Genomic DNA, 16154 nt, shown 5'->3' on the forward strand with positions numbered 1-16154 from the left:
TGTCTCAGGACTCGCTGGGCGGCAGAGAGGAGTCGGGCTGCGGCTCGCTGGTGGGATCGGGCTCATCCGTGGGCTCGCCCGTGGGCTCCCCCGACTGCCGGTCGAGCGCGTCGGCCATGGCGCGCAGGGCGTCGGCCAGTTCCTCCTTGGTGGGCAGCTGGTCGACCTTCCGGTCGAGCTCCGCGAGGCGCCGGTTCAGTTCTTCCAGCTTACCGGGGCTGGAGGGCACGTCCGACGGGACCGGGTCGTCGACCGGCGGGTCGTCCACGGACGTGGACGTGGGGCTGGGTTCGGTGCCGCCGGTGGTGCCCCCGTCGGTGGTGCCTCCGTCGGTGGTGCCGCCCCCGCTCGCGCCCACGGTGCCGCCGGAGCCGCCGTCCGGCGGGACGGTGCTCGACACGCTCGGCTCGGCGGTGCGCTCGTCGTCCGAGGTCGCCGCGAGCGCGACACCGCCGACGCCGAGGGCCACGACGGCCGCCGTTCCGACGACGGCGACGGAGAGGCGTCTGAAGCGTATGGGGCGAGTCTCAGTGGTATCGGTGGGCGAAGCGTGCGGGTCCTGGGTGCTCTGTGTGTCGTCCATGGGGGCGACGCTAACCGCCGGTGATCAACGGACGGACGGGTTCCGCGCATAACGGCCCGGGGTGATCCCCACCAACTTCCTGAAGTGCCGCGTGAGATGGGACTGGTCGAAGAAACCGGTCTCCGCCGCCACCTCGCCCGGCGGGCGCCCCTCCAGCAGCAGACGGCGGGCCCGGTCGACGCGGCGGGAGTTCAGGTACTGGTGCGGTGCGATGCCGTAGGCAGTGCTGAACACCCGTACGAGATGGGCCGGGTGGGCCTGCAACAGCCCTGCGGCCTCCTCCAGCGACAGGCCCTCGACGACGCGCTCGTCGAGAAGCTCGCGCAGCCGGCGGGCGAGGGCGGGGTCACGGCGCGCGAGGTGGGTGTGCAGCCGGGGCCGTAGCAGAGTCCCGAGCCGGTCGCCGATCAGCGTCAGCCTGCTCTCGGCCTCCAGCTCCTCGCCGGGCCGTACCAGCGCGGTGTGCAACTGCCCGACCCGCCGCCGCAGTACGGGATCGCGCAGGTCGGGGCCGTCCACGGCGGGTCCGATGAGGTCGTCGCCGAGATGCGTGCCGTCGAGGTAGACGACCCGCTTGCGGAAGCCGTCCGGCGTGACCGGCGAACCGTTGTGCGGCACGTGCGGCGGCAGCAGGGACACCGTGTCGTGCGGGGTGCCGTGCTCGTGCCGGTCCAGGTCGTACCGTACGGCGCCGTCGTCCACGATGAGCAGCGTCCACGCCTCGTGCACATGCATCGGGTAGGCGTACTCGGTGAAGTGGGCGTGGAACACCTCCACGACGCCCGGGACGCGCGGGCGCCAGGCGGAGACCTCCTGCCGAGCCGCTGTTCCGGGCGCCATGCAAAGAACGTACAAGACGGTCGCGTACGGCGGTCGGCAGTCTCGATGCATGAGCACCGAATCCCATGTGACCTCCGAACCGATCCGCTTCGACACGAAGATCACCGTCCTTCTGCGCGAGGACCTGGAGCCCTGGCAGCGCCTCAACGTCACCGCCTTCCTGGTCAGCGGCCTGGGCACCCAGGTCCCCGAGGTGATCGGGGAGCCGTACGAGGACGCCGACGGTGTGCCCTACCTGCCGATGTTCCGGCAGCCGGTGCTGGTCTTCGAGGGCACGAAGGAGACGCTGACGGCGGCCCACGCGCGCGTGCTGTCCCGTTCCCTCCCGCGCGCGGTCTTCACCTCCGACCTGTTCTCGACGGGCAACGACCGGGACAACCGGGCGGCGGTGCGGGCCGTGTCCACGGGGGAGCTGGATCTGGTGGGGATCGCGGTGTACGGGCCGCGGAATGCCGTGGACAAGGTGGTGAAGGGGGCGCGGATGCATCCCTGAGGTCAGCGGGGTCAGCGGGGGCGTTTCTTCGGGGACCTCTTCTGTTTGAGGGAGGCGCGCAGGCGCTGGGCGTCGTGGGTCTTGCCCTGGCGGGCCAGGGCGTTGGCCAGGTCGAGGGTGACGCTGTTGTACAGGCGGTGGTCGGTTCCGAGGGATTCCCGGATGAGAGTTCTTGTGGACCGCAGGAGCTGCTCGGCTTGGGCGTACTGGCCGGTGTCGATGAGTGTGCTGCCGAGGTGATCGGCGCTGAGGAGCGTGCTCCTGTGTCTGTCGCCCAACAACTGCCGGTGCAGCGCCAGAATCTCCGACTGGACCTGGAGGGCCTCGACGTGCCTGCCGAGACGAGACAGAACGAGGCCCAAGTAGGTCGTGGCGTCCAGGGCGGCAGGGTGGTTCTCGTTCAACGCACGCCGGTATCCGGCAAGGGCGTCCGTCAGTACGTGGTGTGCTTCGTCGAGACGACCGAGCTCCATCAGGCTGGCCCCGGTACTGGCGACGGAGAACAGGGCATCGACGTGGTCTTCGCCCAGCGTCGACTGACGACGTGCCGAGACCTCCTGGAGGATGGTGTACGCCTCGGCCTGCCTGTCCAACGCGCTCAGGGCGATACCCAGGTCGTGGGTCGCGCTCAGCGTGTCGGGATGATGTTCCCCGAGCACTCTGCGCCGTCTCTCCAGGAGATCCTCGACCAGGGGCAGGAACTCTTCGTACCTCTCCATGTCATGCAGGGCCAAGGCCACCAGATGCGCCGCGCTCAGCGTGTCGGGATGTTCCTCGCCCAGAGAAGCCTTCCACTTCTCGTGCATGATCTCGGCGAGGCCGTGGGCTACCTCGGGCTGGTCGTTGCGTGCGAGGTACTGGGCGGCCTTCAGATACGTCGGGCGCAGCTCGGCTCTGTCGATCATCGCGTCCAGCGTCGCCATCAGATGCTGGGTGAGCGACGCCCACTCCGGCCATGTCTCGGGCAGTTCCGGGTCGCCGGGATCGAGGGTGGCCAGCAGCGCGGCCACGTCTTGCACCGGCCCCCCGGCCCGGTCGGCGCTGACATGCCGCACCACGGCCTGCGTGAGCCGGTGCACCTGGAACGCCTCGGGCCCGACGACCGCCAGCCCGTACTGGGCGAGCGGCTGGAGCGCGTTTCTCGGCCAGCGGATGTCGTGCGGGTCGCCGGGCACGCTGGTCAGCGCCCCGCGGGCCGCGACGAGCCACTTCGTCGGAATGGGCTCGGGTCCGAGGAAGGCGGCCAGGCGCAACAGGGCCGCCGCCTCCGGACGGCTCGCGTCCAGACGGGCGGCGGCGATCGTGACCGTGGCCGCCACGGAGACCGGATAGTCGTAGACCTCCCCGTCGCTGAGGAGCTCGGCGGTGTTGGTCCTGAGCAGCTGGAGGTAGTGGTCGGGCGGTGTCCCCTCGCCGAGCGCACCCGCGGCGTGCGCCAGCGCGAGCGGCAGGTCGCCGAGCGCGTCGGCCAGGGCGTCCGCTGTTGGCTCGGTCAGCGTGGGCAGTTGCCCGTTGAGGTAGGCGAGCGACTCCTTGCGGCTGAACACTCCAAGGGCGAGACCCGGCCCGATGTTCTTCCAGGCCGGGTTGCGCGCCGTGATGAGCACATGGCCGGAGCCCTCCGGCAGCCAGGTGCGCAGCTGCCGCGGGTCCTCGGCGTTGTCCAGGACGATGAGCCACCGGTCGTGGGTGCGCAGGTACTCCAGGGCGTACCGGGCGTTGATCTCGGCACCGGCGTCCGGCTTGGCCACGTCGACACGGGCCGCGAGTTCCGCGTACCGGGCCGGTACCTGCTCGGCCTGTTCGGCGTCGACCCACCACACCAGGTCGTACTGCCCCGCGAACCGGTGCGCGTATTCCAGCGCCACCTGGGTCTTCCCGACCCCGCCCGGACCGTGGAGAACCCGTACGGCTGCCCGGCGCTCGCCGAGCAGACCCCCGCGTACCTTCTCGATGATCTCGTCGCGGCCGGTGAAGTGCGGGTTGCGCCGCTGCCGTACGTCCCATACGGCGGGGTCGTGGGTGGCGGACGGGAAGCGGGGCTGGAGGCCCTGAGGTGCCGATGGGCCGGTGCGCTTGGCGACCCGGGCGCCCTTGCCCGCCTTGCCGGGAAAGGCCGGCGAGGTGGTCGGGATCTCCCGTCCGCCCACCGCTTCGAGCAGTGCCTTGAGGGCCGCCGCCTCGTCCAGGTCATGCAGCTGCCGGCGGATGAGCGGCCGCAGGATCGAGGGCAGCCGGCCCGCTTCCAGGGGCTCGACGACCAGCGGGACGAAGCGGCCGCGGCCCGCCACGGCGGCGGTCCACTCCTCCTCGGTGTACCGGCCCGGGGCGAAGTACTGGGGGGAGAACAGGGCGATGACCGCGGCCGACCGCTCCAGCGCGTCGTTCATCTTCTTCACGAAGTTCTCGCCGGGGCGCCAGTGCCAGAGGTCGAGCTCGACCTCGTACCCGGCCTCCCCGAGGTGCCAGGCCACCCATTCCGCCCACTGGCCGTCGTGCCCGGCATGACTGATGAAGATCGATCCGGAACTGTCGGTCATGCCCGTCTCCCACCCCAGCGGCCCCAACGGCCCCCGTACCGCGCCTCCTTGTATACCGCGTGGGAGGCGGGCTCAGCAGGGAATCGGTATGAGGCCGGAGGGGCTTGGGAGTGCGGGCTCGCCCGGGGGGAGCGGCGTCAGACCGTACGCACTTCGGGCTCCGTATCGACGGCGGTGACGTCGGCGGCCGCCGGGGCCTCCGCCGGGAGGCGCCGCATCAGGACGCCGTACCCGATCCCCGCCGCCGTACCGACGACCGCGCACAACCCCCACAGCCACTCGGCGCCGAGACGGTCGATGACGAAGCCGGACATCAGGGGCGCGACCAGGGCCGCCACCGACCAGGACATGGTGTACATGCCCTGGTAGCGACCGCGCCCCTGCGCGGGCGAGAGCCGCACCACGAGCCCGGTCTGCGTCGGCGCGTTCAGCATCTCGCCCAGCGTCCACACGCACACCGTCAGCGCGAAGACGCCGACCGACCCGGCGAAGGCGGTGAGCCCGAACCCGTACCCGGCGAGCAGGGACGAGACGACGAGGATGCGTCCCGCGTCGCGGCGTTCGATGAAGCGCGTGACCGGGATCTGCAGCGCGACGATCAGGACGCCGTTGACGGCGATGGCGAGGCCGTAGTCGGCGGGGGAGAAGCCGGCCTCGCCCATCGCCACCGGCAGTCCGACCGCCCCCTGCTGGAAGACGAGGGCGACGAGGAAGGACAGCCCGACGACGCTCATGAAGCGCCCGTCGCGCAGAACGGTCCCGAGCCCGACCTCCTCGGCGGCCTTGTCCGCCGCCGTGCGCTCGGGCCGCGACTCCGGCACCCGCAGGAAGACGACGACGGCGCACACCATGGTCATCCCCGCCTCGATCAGGAACCCGGAGAGATAGCTGACCTCGGCGATGAACCCGGCGGCCATGGAGGAGACGGCGAAGCCGAGGTTGATGGCCCAGTAGTTGAGCGAGAAGGCGCGGACGCGGTCCTCGGGCCGGACGATGTCGGCCATCATCGCCTGCACGGCGGGCCGGGAGGCGTTGGAGGCCGCACCGACGAGGAAGGCGACGGCGGCGATGGCGGCGGGGTGGTGCATGAACCCGAGCACGGCCACGGAGACGGCGGTGGACGCCTGGGCCATCAGCAGGGTGGGCCGCCGCCCGAGCCGGTCGGTCATCACGCCGGCGCCGAGGGAGGAGATCACCCCGCCGAGCCCGTGCAGGGCGGCGACGAGACCGGCGTAGGAGGCGGAGTAGCCGCGGTCGAGGGTGAGGTACAGGGCCATGAAGGTGGCCACGAAGGCACCGAGCCGGTTCACCAGCGTGCTGGTCCACAGCCACCAGAACTCGCGGGGGAGCCCGGAGACGGTTTCTCGGGTGGCACGTCTCAGGGCGGCGAGCGGCATAGGAGTCCCCCAGGTGTGGCACGGTCGATGTAAGTGGCTCAGACGGTAACCAGAACTTACAAACCCGCTCTACGGGAGGCCACTCAATTAACAGATCCCGTCAACAGTCCGCCCATCGAGAGGCAGGCGCACCCGATCAAAGCCTTCGATTACGCTCATCGCATGGCCGACGCACCGTACAAGCTGATCCTCCTCCGCCACGGCGAGAGCGAGTGGAACGCGAAGAACCTGTTCACCGGCTGGGTGGACGTCAACCTGAACGAGAAGGGCGAGAAGGAGGCAGTCCGCGGCGGCGAGCTCCTGAAGGACGCCGACCTCCTCCCCGACGTGGTCCACACGTCCCTCCAGAAGCGCGCGATCCGCACGGCCCAGCTGGCCCTGGAGGCCGCGGACCGCCACTGGATCCCCGTCCACCGCTCGTGGCGCCTGAACGAGCGCCACTACGGCGCCCTCCAGGGCAAGGACAAGGCCCAGACTCTCGCCGAGTTCGGCGAGGAGCAGTTCATGCTGTGGCGCCGCTCCTACGACACCCCGCCGCCCCCGCTCGAGGACGGCACGGAGTTCTCCCAGTCCTCCGACCCCCGCTACGCGACGATCCCGCCGGAGCTGCGCCCCCGCACGGAGTGCCTCAAGGACGTCGTCGTCCGCATGCTCCCGTACTGGTACGACGGCATCGTCCCCGACCTCCTGACCGGCCGCACGGTCCTGGTCGCCGCCCACGGCAACTCCCTGCGCGCCCTCGTCAAGCACCTCGACGGCATCTCCGACGCCGACATCGCGGGCCTGAACATCCCGACCGGCATCCCGCTGTACTACGAGCTCGACGCCGACTTCAAGCCGGTGACGCCGGGCGGCAAGTACCTGGACCCGGAGGCGGCTGCGGCTGCCATTGAGGCGGTCAAGAACCAGGGCAAGAAGAAGTAAGCCGGAACGATCAAGCCCCCTACCTGCGGGGTCTCCGCTGGTAGGGGGCTTTTTGGCGAGGCTGGGCCGTCCCTGTGCCTTCCCATCGAGGCGCGGCTGTGGATGTCGGTACGGCCGTCCCGGCTGGCCGATGTCGCACAGCGGCCGGTCGGCCACCCCGAGATCTCCTTCGCCGCCATGACCACCGGCCCCAGCGATCTCGTTGCCGCTGTCAACTGCCGCGATGCCGAGGACCTGTGCCGTTACCTCACCGAACGCGTGGGCGCGCTCGACGCCATTCCCTCCACCGAGACGGCCCCCGTCATCCGCACCCTCAAACGCGCCGGCCGATGAGCGGTCAGCAGGTGCGCTACGGAGCCGGCTCGTACGTCACGGTCGTGCCGGGGCAGGCATCCGCGAGCTGGGTGAGTGCTTCCAGCTCGGTGGCGTCGGCGGTGAGCCCCCAGCGGAGCTTCGTCGCGGTCCACTCCGAGACGTACCGGCACAGGACGCCGACGGCCGGCGGCAGCCACTCGGCCGGGTCCTGGTCGGCCTTGCTGCGGTTGGACGCCGCGGAGACCGCGACGAGGGACGTCACGGCGTCCAGGTCGTTGGCGTACGCCTCGCGCCGCGTGGCGGTCCACTGGGAGGCGCCGGAGTCCCAGGCCTCGGCGAGCGGCACCATGTGGTCGACGTCCAGAGCGGAGGCGGAGGTCACCCACCTGGCGTCGTAGTACGACCACCAGCGCCCTCCGGACAGCCTGCAGCCCGGGAGGACGTCGGGGCGGTCGACCGCCTCGCTGAGGAGCGCCTCCGCGCGTGTGTTGCAGCCGTCGGTGGGGTGCTTGCCCGCGTTCCAGTGCTTGAAGCTCGTGCGCTGATAGCCGTCCCGCACCTCGGCAGCGAGCGGGAGGAGATGGACCGCCGCCGCCATCGGGACGGTGTACGTCTCGGCAGCACGGCCGTGAGCTCGGGCCGGAGCGGATGCCAGGAAGGGCACGACGAGGAGGACGGCCGCGATCGCGGCTCGCCTGAGGTTCTTGATCACGCATCGCAGAGTTGACCGCGAATACCTCGTTCGAGCGATTCAACTCGAACGAATGAGCCAAATGGACGCCTGAGTTCACCGGACAGGTGCGCTATGGATCACTCATTTGGGGCATGCGAGGGAGGTCGGCGATCGAGACGGTCGATGCAGTGGCCTACGACCCCGTTGGCCCGGGGGCGCCCGCCGCGCTGCCCCCGCTGCTGGCAGACTGAGCGACCGAGCGCCGGACGTGGGGGAGTGCGGGTGGGGTCGGGATGAGCAGGCGGGCGAAGGGGTGGCTGTTCGGGGGCTGGCTCGTGCTGGTCGTCGCCGGGTGGTCGTTCACTGAGTCGATCAACGACGGGATCGAGCCGACGTCGGGTCCACGGCCGAAGCCGTCGCCGTCGAGTTCGCTCTCCGGGTGCTCGCCGCCGACGCCCACCCCCTCGGTCGTACCGTCCGCCGACCCGGAGCGGGGGATCGCCGACTTCTACGTCAACGCGGAGCCCGATCGCGTCGCCACAGCGGTCGTCTGCACGACGTCCGACTAGCGGCCCCCCGAGTCCTCATCCGGCCTCGGACACGACATCCCCTGCCCGCACCGTCGGCGAGCAGGGGATGAGGGCTGTGGGTAGTACCACGCCGCGACGCACACCCGCGCCGCGACTCACACCATCAACGGCACCGCATGGATCTCGTCCGGCCGCGGGCCGCCCCCGCGTTCATGGGCGCGTCGGACCGCTTCGGGCGAGGGACCCTCGCTGAGGCAGTAGACCGTGCCGGACTCCGGGTCCGCCCAGGCGTGTTCGAAGTGGACCCCTTCCTCCGCCTCGACCGCGGCGGTGGCGTCGTGACCCTGTTGCAGCTGTTCGGCCGTGATGCCCTGCATTCCGTGGTGGACGTCCATGAAGCGTGTCACGGGCCTCGTCCTCCTTCGCGTTGTGGCGCCCCGGTGCCGCGTCGTCAGACGGACAGCGGGACCGCGTGGATCTCGTCGGCCTTGTGGCCGGCGCGCTCGTGGATGCGCTGGACCGCTTCGGCCGAGGGGGCCTCGGAGAGGCAGTAGACGACTCCGGCCTCCGGGTCGGCCCACGCCCGCTCGAAGTGCACACGCTCGTCCTTCTCGATGGCCAGGTCCGCGTTGTGGGCCTCGCGCAGCTGTTCGGCCGTGATGCCTTTCATCCCGTGATGTACGTCCATGAACTGAGCCATGCCCCGCACCTTCTTTCGCTTCCCGGGGTGCGCACACCTGCTCTCCTTCCATGCTGCGCCCGCACGGCACGACCAGCACGGCGAGCACGAGCACCACGGCAAGCACGGCAAACACCGCGAGCACGGCAAAGCATGGCAAAGGGCCCCGGCGTCCCACCGCCGGGGCCCCTCACCGTCATACGAGAGCTACGGCGCCGTACGCCGCAGTACCTTCCGCGTCCTGCACCTCACCCGCACTGGCAAGGATTCCCGGACTGGCATCCGCACCCGCACCCCGAGCCGCAGCCGCACGCGCCGAAGAGCGGGAGGCTCCTGATGTCGGCGGGCTGCTCGGTCGGGCGTTCCTGGGCGGGGTCGGGTGTCGTGCCGGCGGTGCTGGGGGATTCGGCCATGGTCCCTCCTCAAGGCTGGTGCCTGTTGCCCATTCCATGCCCGCCCCGCTGGGCGCATCAACGGCGCACAGAGGCTTGCGCACGCCCCGAACAGGCCCCCGGGAGCCTTACGGCCCTACGCCCCGTCCACCCCCGAGACCGCCTGGACCTCCGGCTGCACATCGGCCTGCAGCTCGTCCGCGTGCTCGCCGGTCACCAGGTACACCACACGCTTGGCCACGGCCACCGCGTGGTCGGCGTACCGCTCGTAGTAGCGGCCGAGCAGCGTCACGTCGACCGCGGTCTCGATGCCGTGCTTCCAGCGCTCGTCCATCAGGTGCTGGAAGAGCGTGCGGTGGAGGAGGTCCATCGCGTCGTCGTCCTGCTCCAGCTGGAGCGCGAGGTCGACGTCCTTGGTGACGATGACCTCGGCCGCCTTCGCCATCAGGCGCTGCGCGAGCTGGCCCATCTCCAGGATGGTGGCGTGCAGGTCCTGCGGGACCGCGCGCTCGGGGTAGCGCAGCCGCGTGACCTTCGCGACATGCTGGGCCAGGTCGCCCGAGCGCTCCAGGTCCGCGGACATGCGCAGGGAGGTGACGACGATACGGAGGTCGGTCGCCACCGGCTGCTGCCGGGCGAGCAGGGCTATGGCCCGCGCCTCCAGCTCGTGCTGGAGGTCGTCGACCTTCTGGTCGGCCTCGATCACGCTCTCGGCCAGCTTCAGGTCGGAGTCCAGGATGGCCGTCGTGGCGCGCCCGATCGCCGACCCGACCAGCCGGGCCATCTCCACCAGACCGTCACCGATCGAGTCCAGTTCCTCGTGGTACGCGTCCCGCATCAGGGGTCCCTCTCTTACGTCTGCCTCGGGGGTTCCGGGGGCCAGGCGACTGTCACCGAACCGGCGGTCTTCTCGCCGGACCGGCAGTCTTCTCATCGACCGGCAGTCTTCTCACCAAACCGACAGTCTTGTCGTCGGACCAGCAGTCCTGCGGTCAATCCGGAAGTCCTACCGTCATGACCTACGACAGTAGGACCGTCGCGAGAACGACAGTCGGACTGTCGTGAAACCGCCAGTACGATCTCCACGCTAAACCGCCGGGGCGAACCCGACGCTCCCACGATCCGGCCTCTACGCGTCCGTTTCCGCCACCCCAAATGAACCAATACTGGCTCCAAGGTGAACTCTGGGCGACGAGTGTTCGAGCTCGCCCTCCGACGGCTGTGGCCAGCGCCCGCCCCATGCCTAACCTGGAAGCATGGACGTGAACGCGGCGGTCGCCGCAGCGGCAGCGATCGCCGGGGTACTCACCGGCGTCATCGCCATGCTGGCGTTCCGCTGGAGCGAACGCGACCTGAAGCGACCCACCCGAACCTCCCTGCACACCGACCCGGTCCTGCCGCCCGGCGTGGACACGGTCCTGTCGGTGCTGCGCTCCTCCGCCGTCGTCCTCGACGAGGCCGACGCCGTGGTCAAGGCCAGCTCGGCGGCGTACGCCCTCGGTCTGGTCCGCGGCGGCAAGCTCTCCGTCGAGCCCATGCTCCAGATGGCCCGGGACACCCGACGGGACGGCGAGATACGGCAGGTCGAGCTGGACCTGCCGAGGCGCGGCACCGGACGCGGCGAGGCGCTCGCCGTGTCCGCCCGCGTCGCGCCCCTCGGCTCCCGCCTGGTCCTCCTGCTCGTCGAGGACCTGACCGAGGCCCGGCGCATAGAAGCGGTGCGGCGCGACTTCGTCGCGAATGTGAGCCATGAGCTGAAGACGCCGGTCGGCGCGCTCTCCCTGCTGTCCGAGGCCGTCATGGACGCCTCCGACGACCCCGAGGCCGTGCAGCGCTTCGCCGGCCGTATGCAGATCGAGGCGACCCGGCTCACCAACCTGGTGCAGGAGCTCATCGACCTCTCCCGGGTGCAGAACGACGACCCGCTGGAGGACGCCGAGCCCGTCCGCGTCGACGAACTCGTCGCCGAGGCCATGGACCGCTGCCGGCACGCCGCCGGCACCAAGCAGATCACGATGGCCTCGAACGTATGGGCGCCCGAAGGCTCCGAGCAGGGCGGCGGGCGACGGGCGGGCGGCACCACCGACCTCAGCATCTGGGGCAACCGCGGCCAGCTCGCCGCCGCGCTCGGCAACCTCGTCGAGAACGCCGTCAACTACTCGCCCGCCCGCACCCGCGTCGGCATCGCCGCCCGCCGGGTCAGCGCCCCGGGCGGAGACCTCGTCGAGATCGCCGTGACCGACCAGGGCATCGGCATCTCCGACAAGGACAAGGAGCGCATCTTCGAGCGCTTCTACCGCGTCGACCCGGCCCGTTCCCGTGCCACCGGCGGCACCGGTCTCGGTCTCGCGATCGTCAAGCACGTGGCCGCCTCGCACGGCGGGGAGGTCACGGTGTGGAGCTCCGAGGGACAGGGCTCCACCTTCACCCTGCGGCTGCCGGAGGCGGGCACGGCCCGCGACCGCGCACAGCAGCAACCCGACCTCGACGACGAGGCCGGGCCCGCCGACTCCCATCCCCGCAGATCCCCAGATTCACCCCCTGACTCAACCGCGTACGAAACGCTTTCCGCCCCGGAGGTCCTTCCGTGACCCGAGTGCTCGTCGTCGAGGACGAGGAGTCCTTCTCCGACGCCCTGTCGTACATGCTCCGCAAGGAGGGCTTCGAGGTCGCCGTCGCGACCACCGGGCCCGACGGACTCGACGAGTTCGAGCGCAACGGCGCCGACCTCGTCCTTCTCGACCTGATGCTGCCGGGTCTGCCCGGCACGGAGGTGTGCCGTCAGCTGCGCGGCCGCTCCAACGTCCCCGTGATCATGGTGACCGCCAAGGACAGCGAGATCGACAAGGTCGTCGGCCTGGAGATAGGAGCCGACGACTACGTCACCAAGCCCTTCTCCTCCCGCGAGCTGGTCGCCCGCATCCGGGCCGTCCTGCGCCGCCGCGGCGAGCCGGAGGAGGTCACCCCGGCCGCCCTGGAGGCGGGCCCGGTCCGCATGGACGTCGACAGACATGTGGTGACCGTCTCCGGCTCCAAGGTCGACCTCCCGCTCAAGGAGTTCGACCTCCTGGAGATGCTCCTGCGCAACGCCGGCCGCGTCCTCACCCGCATGCAGCTCATCGACCGCGTCTGGGGCGCCGACTACGTCGGTGACACCAAGACCCTCGACGTCCACGTCAAGCGCCTGCGCGCCAAGATCGAGCCGGACCCCGGCGCGCCGCGCTACCTGGTGACGGTGCGCGGCCTCGGCTACAAGTTCGAGCCGTAAAAAACTCGCGCGCCCGCAGCCTCGTACGACGAGGCCTGCAGCGCCGTACGACGAAGGGCGGGACCTCCTTCCGGGGAGGTCCCGCCCTTTCGTCCACTACGACCGGGCCTTTTCGTCCACTACGACCGTACGACCGCCGTACGACCGCTCAGTGACCGGCGCCGGCCTCGTGCGAGGCGGACACCGCGTCCGTCGGGGTGCCCGTCGGCGTGCCCGAGGCGGTGTCGGCCGGCGTGGGCGAGGTGCCGGTGCCCGCACCCTGGCCCGGCTCGTTCGTGGCGCTCGGGGAGGCCGTCGCGCCCGGCGCCGCCGGGACCGCGCTCGGGCCCCAGCCCTCGAAGTAGTGCTCGGCCGGGACGACGAAGGCGCGCAGACTCACGTCACCGGTCTTGCTGAAGGTGAAGGTGATCTTCTGCGCGTTGCCGTCCTGGATGGCCTCGCGGCTGCTGGGCAGCACCGCGGCGGCGTTGTCCTTGCCGCCGAGGATGAGCGAGCCGCCGGCCGGGATGGTCAGGCTACCGCCCTTGGCGGGCTTGAGCTCGGCGGTCTTGTCGGTGCCGTCCACCTTGATCGCGTCCAGCGTCTGGGCGGTGCGGCCGGAGTTGAACAGGGTCGCGGAGATCGCGGCCGGGCCGGTCGACTCCAGGTCGGGCTGGGTGATGACCACGGCGTTCTGGATCTTGATGTCACCGACCGTCGTGGCCGCGTTGTCCGGCTTGATCTGCAGCGTCTGGCTGTTGTTGCCGGCGCCGCACGCGGCGAGCGAGGCGACGGAGAACGCGATGGCGGCAGCGGCGAGGGCGCCGCGTCGAAGGCTGCTGCTCACGGCGGCGGCAACTCCTTGACTCGAACGGGGCGGGCGCATAAAGCCGCCCTAAGTGTCTGTCAGCGGCCTTAGGTTACCGAGCCGTTCCCACGCCACCGCACCCGACCCTCCCCTGAGCGCCGAACTGCCGTCCAAGTGCCTCTTGTCTCACCGGTCCCGCCACCCACAAGTGACCCACGAGTCACATTGCCCCCGCGAGTTGCCGGGAGGGCTCGTCCACCATTCACATAAGCCCCTCACAAGCACTCGCGCAAAATTTCCGTGAAGGAATGCGCGACCGCGCAGAAATTGATCAACGGCCGGGCCCGAGACCTGGCCGTGATCAATTCCGGATTCGACCGGGATCCGCCTCCGGACACCGAACGGAGTAGCGGAAGTCGCACACTTGGAACCGGACATATGCGGACGTTCGGCCACTCGGACGGCCCTCTGGATGTGTGTAACGTACGCGTTTCACCTCCCCCGTAGAGCCGCTCCGACCTGCGAATACCTTCTTCCGCTCGGCCCGCGAAGCACGTTCCTGTTGGGGTTGTCAAGCCCCGAGATATGCCCTGACCTGCGAAAACGCCATTCAGAAGACGCCGTATCCGTGTTACCCTGGATAGCCACGGAAGGGGTACCTGTCACATGACGTTCAAGGTTGGCGACACCGTGGTCTATCCCCATCACGGGGCCGCGCTGATCGAGGCCATCGAAACTCGCCAGATCAAAGGCGTGGACAAGACCTACTTGGTGCTGAAGGTCGCCCAGGGTGACCTGACGGTACGTGTGCCAGCGGACAATGCGGAGTTCGTCGGCGTGCGTGATGTGGTCGGTCAGGACGGGCTGGACCGGGTCTTCGAGGTGCTGCGCGCGCCGTACGCCGAGGAGCCCACGAACTGGTCGCGTCGTTACAAGGCAAATCTGGAGAAGCTCGCCTCCGGCGATGTCATCAAGGTCGCGGAAGTCGTGCGTGACCTGTGGCGTCGTGAGCGCGAGCGTGGACTCTCCGCCGGTGAGAAGCGCATGCTCGCCAAGGCGCGCCAGATCCTGGTGAGCGAGCTCGCCCTCGCGGAGAACACCAACGAGGACAAGGCCGAGGCCCTGCTCGACGAGGTCCTCGCGTCCTGACGCGGTCCGTCCGCCTCAGTTCAGCACAGTGCTGTGTTGTTTCAAAAAGTGCCGCGGTGCCCGATGACGTAATGCCGTCGCCGGGCGCTGCGGCATGTTCGCTCACAGGCGCTGTACGTCTCACCTCGGGGTATGCCCTGCTTCGGGAGCCCCCGATACTCGACGTGCCGGGCCCGGGCAGCTGGCTCGACCGACTGTCACGGAAGGGTCCGTCAAGGCGTCGCGCCCGGCACGCTGTGGCCATACCCAAGTTGGCCGAGCACACAAACCTGACAGGAACCGATGTCTGACGTTTCGCGTCCTTCGCCCACGGAAGCCCGCCCCGGGAGCCCTGCCGGGCCCCGTACGGCCGTCGTGATCCCGGCCGCCGGCCGGGGCGTGCGCCTTGGTCCGGGCGCCCCCAAAGCGCTTCGCGCGCTGAACGGCACGCCGATGCTCATCCACGCCGTCCGCGCGATGGCCGCCTCCCGCGCCGTCTCCCTCGTGGTCGTCGTGGCCCCGCCGGACGGAGCCGCCGAGGTCAAGAGCCTGCTCGACGCGCACGCGCTGCCCGAGCGGACCGATTTCCTGGTGGTCCCCGGCGGGGAGTCGCGCCAGGAGTCGGTGAAGCTCGGCCTGGACGCGCTGCCGCCCGACTACGACATCGTGCTGGTGCACGACGCGGCGCGCCCGCTGGTCCCGGTGGACACGGTGGACGCGGTGATCGAGGCGGTACGGGACGGCGCCTCGGCCGTCGTGCCCGCGCTGCCGCTCGCGGACACGGTCAAGGAGGTCGAGCCGGCAGCCGTCACCGGCGAGCCCGAACCGGTGGTCGCCACGCCGCAGCGCGCCCGCCTCCGCGCCGTACAGACCCCCCAGGGCTTCGACCGTGCCACGCTGATGCGTGCGCACGAGACGGTGACCGGCGACGTCACCGACGACGCCGGCATGGTGGAGCGGCTCGGCCTGACGGTGGTGGCCGTGCCCGGCCACGAGGAGGCCTTCAAGGTCACGCGCCCGCTGGACCTGGTCCTGGCGGAGGCGGTCCTGGCCCGCCGGAGGCTGAACGATGGCTTCTGAGACGGAAATGCCGCTGCCCCAGGTCGGCATCGGCACCGACATCCACGCCTTCGAGGAGGGCCGCGAGCTGTGGTGCGCGGGCCTGAAGTGGGAGGGCGAGGGACCGGGTCTCGCCGGTCACTCCGACGCGGACGTGGTCGCGCACGCCGCGTGCAACGCGCTGTTCTCGGCGGCCGGCCTCGGCGACCTGGGGCAGCACTTCGGCACGGGGCGCCCCGAGTGGTCCGGTGCCTCCGGGGTCGTACTCCTGACCGAGGCGGCCCGGATCGTGCGCGAGGCGGGCTTCCGGATCGGCAACATCGCCGTCCAGGTCGTCGGCCCCCGCCCCAAGATCGGCAAGCGGCGCGACGAGGCGCAGAAGATCCTGTCGGAGGCGGCCGGCGCACCGGTGTCCGTGTCGGGCGCGACCACGGACGGGCTGGGCTTCCCGGGGCGCGACGAGGGACTGATGGCGGTGGCCACGGCACTGGTGGTACGGGCCGGCTGAGCGGCACTCGCCGCGGGGGACGTCACGAATACGTCCCC

Annotated in this window: 18 protein-coding genes; 9 read left to right on the top strand and 9 right to left on the bottom strand. The window is 70.3% G+C overall.

Going from position 1 to position 16154, the window contains the following annotated elements; translation table 11 throughout:
* Positions 1-4 precede the first annotated feature (4 nt).
* Both AQI70_RS23495 and AQI70_RS23500 read right to left on the bottom strand, forming a co-directional pair.
* Entirely contained in the window at positions 5-583 is a 579-nt protein-coding gene (locus AQI70_RS23495; RefSeq protein ID WP_062153295.1) for a hypothetical protein, read from the bottom strand.
* Between the two features lie 24 nt (positions 584-607).
* Positions 608-1423: a helix-turn-helix transcriptional regulator gene (locus AQI70_RS23500; RefSeq protein WP_062153297.1), complete on the bottom strand. Its 816-nt coding sequence runs from the start codon at positions 1421-1423 to the stop codon at positions 608-610.
* 49 nt (positions 1424-1472) lie between these two features.
* Between AQI70_RS23500 and AQI70_RS23505 the strand changes: the two genes are divergently transcribed.
* Positions 1473-1916, top strand: coding sequence for a DUF2000 domain-containing protein (locus tag AQI70_RS23505; RefSeq protein ID WP_208607425.1), 444 nt, complete (start codon positions 1473-1475; stop codon positions 1914-1916).
* Positions 1917-1927: 11 nt separating this feature from the next.
* Here the strand turns inward: AQI70_RS23505 and fxsT are convergent, their stop codons facing one another.
* Together fxsT and AQI70_RS23515 are read right to left on the bottom strand one after the other, a co-directional pair.
* A complete protein-coding gene (fxsT, locus tag AQI70_RS23510) occupies positions 1928-4456 on the bottom strand; it encodes an FxSxx-COOH system tetratricopeptide repeat protein (protein ID WP_062153300.1) in 2529 nt (842 codons plus the stop codon).
* A gap of 137 nt (positions 4457-4593) precedes the next feature.
* On the bottom strand, positions 4594-5853 hold the full coding sequence (locus AQI70_RS23515) for an MDR family MFS transporter (protein ID WP_062153302.1): 1260 nt from the start codon (positions 5851-5853) through the stop codon (positions 4594-4596).
* Positions 5854-6015: 162 nt separating this feature from the next.
* Between AQI70_RS23515 and AQI70_RS23520 the strand changes: the two genes are divergently transcribed.
* Together AQI70_RS23520 and AQI70_RS23525 are read left to right on the top strand one after the other, a co-directional pair.
* Positions 6016-6777: a phosphoglyceromutase gene (locus AQI70_RS23520; protein ID WP_004000165.1), complete on the top strand. Its 762-nt coding sequence runs from the start codon at positions 6016-6018 to the stop codon at positions 6775-6777.
* A 102-nt stretch (positions 6778-6879) separates the two neighbouring features.
* The gene (locus tag AQI70_RS23525; protein ID WP_062153304.1) at positions 6880-7110 is read left to right on the top strand and encodes an Lrp/AsnC ligand binding domain-containing protein; all 231 of its coding nucleotides are present in this window, start codon (positions 6880-6882) and stop codon (positions 7108-7110) included.
* Positions 7111-7126: 16 nt separating this feature from the next.
* Here AQI70_RS23525 and AQI70_RS23530 read toward each other — a convergent pair whose 3' ends face one another.
* Positions 7127-7804: an HNH endonuclease family protein gene (locus AQI70_RS23530; RefSeq protein ID WP_062153306.1), complete on the bottom strand. Its 678-nt coding sequence runs from the start codon at positions 7802-7804 to the stop codon at positions 7127-7129.
* A gap of 254 nt (positions 7805-8058) precedes the next feature.
* Between AQI70_RS23530 and AQI70_RS23535 the strand changes: the two genes are divergently transcribed.
* Positions 8059-8334, top strand: a complete 276-nt coding sequence (locus AQI70_RS23535) for a hypothetical protein (protein ID WP_062153308.1) — start codon at positions 8059-8061, stop codon at positions 8332-8334.
* Positions 8335-8450: 116 nt separating this feature from the next.
* Here the strand turns inward: AQI70_RS23535 and AQI70_RS23540 are convergent, their stop codons facing one another.
* The 3 genes from AQI70_RS23540 to phoU form a co-directional block, all read right to left on the bottom strand.
* Positions 8451-8702 (bottom strand): SCO4226 family nickel-binding protein, encoded by a 252-nt coding sequence (locus AQI70_RS23540; RefSeq protein ID WP_062153310.1) that lies wholly within the window; start codon positions 8700-8702, stop codon positions 8451-8453.
* Between the two features lie 44 nt (positions 8703-8746).
* The gene (locus AQI70_RS23545; protein WP_062154095.1) at positions 8747-8995 is read right to left on the bottom strand and encodes an SCO4226 family nickel-binding protein; all 249 of its coding nucleotides are present in this window, start codon (positions 8993-8995) and stop codon (positions 8747-8749) included.
* Between the two features lie 507 nt (positions 8996-9502).
* Positions 9503-10204 carry a phosphate signaling complex protein PhoU gene (phoU, locus tag AQI70_RS23550; protein WP_062153312.1) on the bottom strand — a complete coding sequence of 234 codons (702 nt, stop codon included), beginning with the start codon at positions 10202-10204 and terminating at the stop codon, positions 9503-9505.
* A 418-nt stretch (positions 10205-10622) separates the two neighbouring features.
* On the opposite strand from phoU, the gene phoR reads away from it, so the two are divergent.
* Both phoR and phoP read left to right on the top strand, forming a co-directional pair.
* Positions 10623-11957: a two-component system sensor histidine kinase PhoR gene (phoR, locus tag AQI70_RS23555; RefSeq protein ID WP_062153314.1), complete on the top strand. Its 1335-nt coding sequence runs from the start codon at positions 10623-10625 to the stop codon at positions 11955-11957.
* A 5-nt stretch (positions 11958-11962) separates the two neighbouring features.
* Positions 11963-12634, top strand: a complete 672-nt coding sequence (gene phoP, locus AQI70_RS23560; RefSeq protein ID WP_004000192.1) for a two-component system response regulator PhoP — start codon at positions 11963-11965, stop codon at positions 12632-12634.
* Between the two features lie 148 nt (positions 12635-12782).
* Here phoP and AQI70_RS23565 read toward each other — a convergent pair whose 3' ends face one another.
* Positions 12783-13460 carry a copper chaperone PCu(A)C domain-containing protein gene (locus tag AQI70_RS23565; protein ID WP_062153316.1) on the bottom strand — a complete coding sequence of 226 codons (678 nt, stop codon included), beginning with the start codon at positions 13458-13460 and terminating at the stop codon, positions 12783-12785.
* A gap of 627 nt (positions 13461-14087) precedes the next feature.
* Between AQI70_RS23565 and AQI70_RS23570 the strand changes: the two genes are divergently transcribed.
* From AQI70_RS23570 to ispF, 3 genes are all read left to right on the top strand, one after another.
* Positions 14088-14570, top strand: a complete 483-nt coding sequence (locus tag AQI70_RS23570; RefSeq protein WP_003953493.1) for a CarD family transcriptional regulator — start codon at positions 14088-14090, stop codon at positions 14568-14570.
* Between the two features lie 282 nt (positions 14571-14852).
* A complete protein-coding gene (gene ispD / locus AQI70_RS23575) occupies positions 14853-15629 on the top strand; it encodes a 2-C-methyl-D-erythritol 4-phosphate cytidylyltransferase (protein WP_062153318.1) in 777 nt (258 codons plus the stop codon).
* Positions 15619-16116 (top strand): 2-C-methyl-D-erythritol 2,4-cyclodiphosphate synthase, encoded by a 498-nt coding sequence (ispF, locus tag AQI70_RS23580; RefSeq protein WP_062153320.1) that lies wholly within the window; start codon positions 15619-15621, stop codon positions 16114-16116. The genes ispD and ispF overlap by 11 nt, the downstream gene beginning before the upstream one ends.
* Positions 16117-16154 lie beyond the last annotated feature (38 nt).

Origin of the sequence: Streptomyces curacoi (genome assembly GCF_001513975.1) — a bacterium.
In the GTDB taxonomy this organism is placed as follows: domain Bacteria; phylum Actinomycetota; class Actinomycetes; order Streptomycetales; family Streptomycetaceae; genus Streptomyces; species Streptomyces curacoi.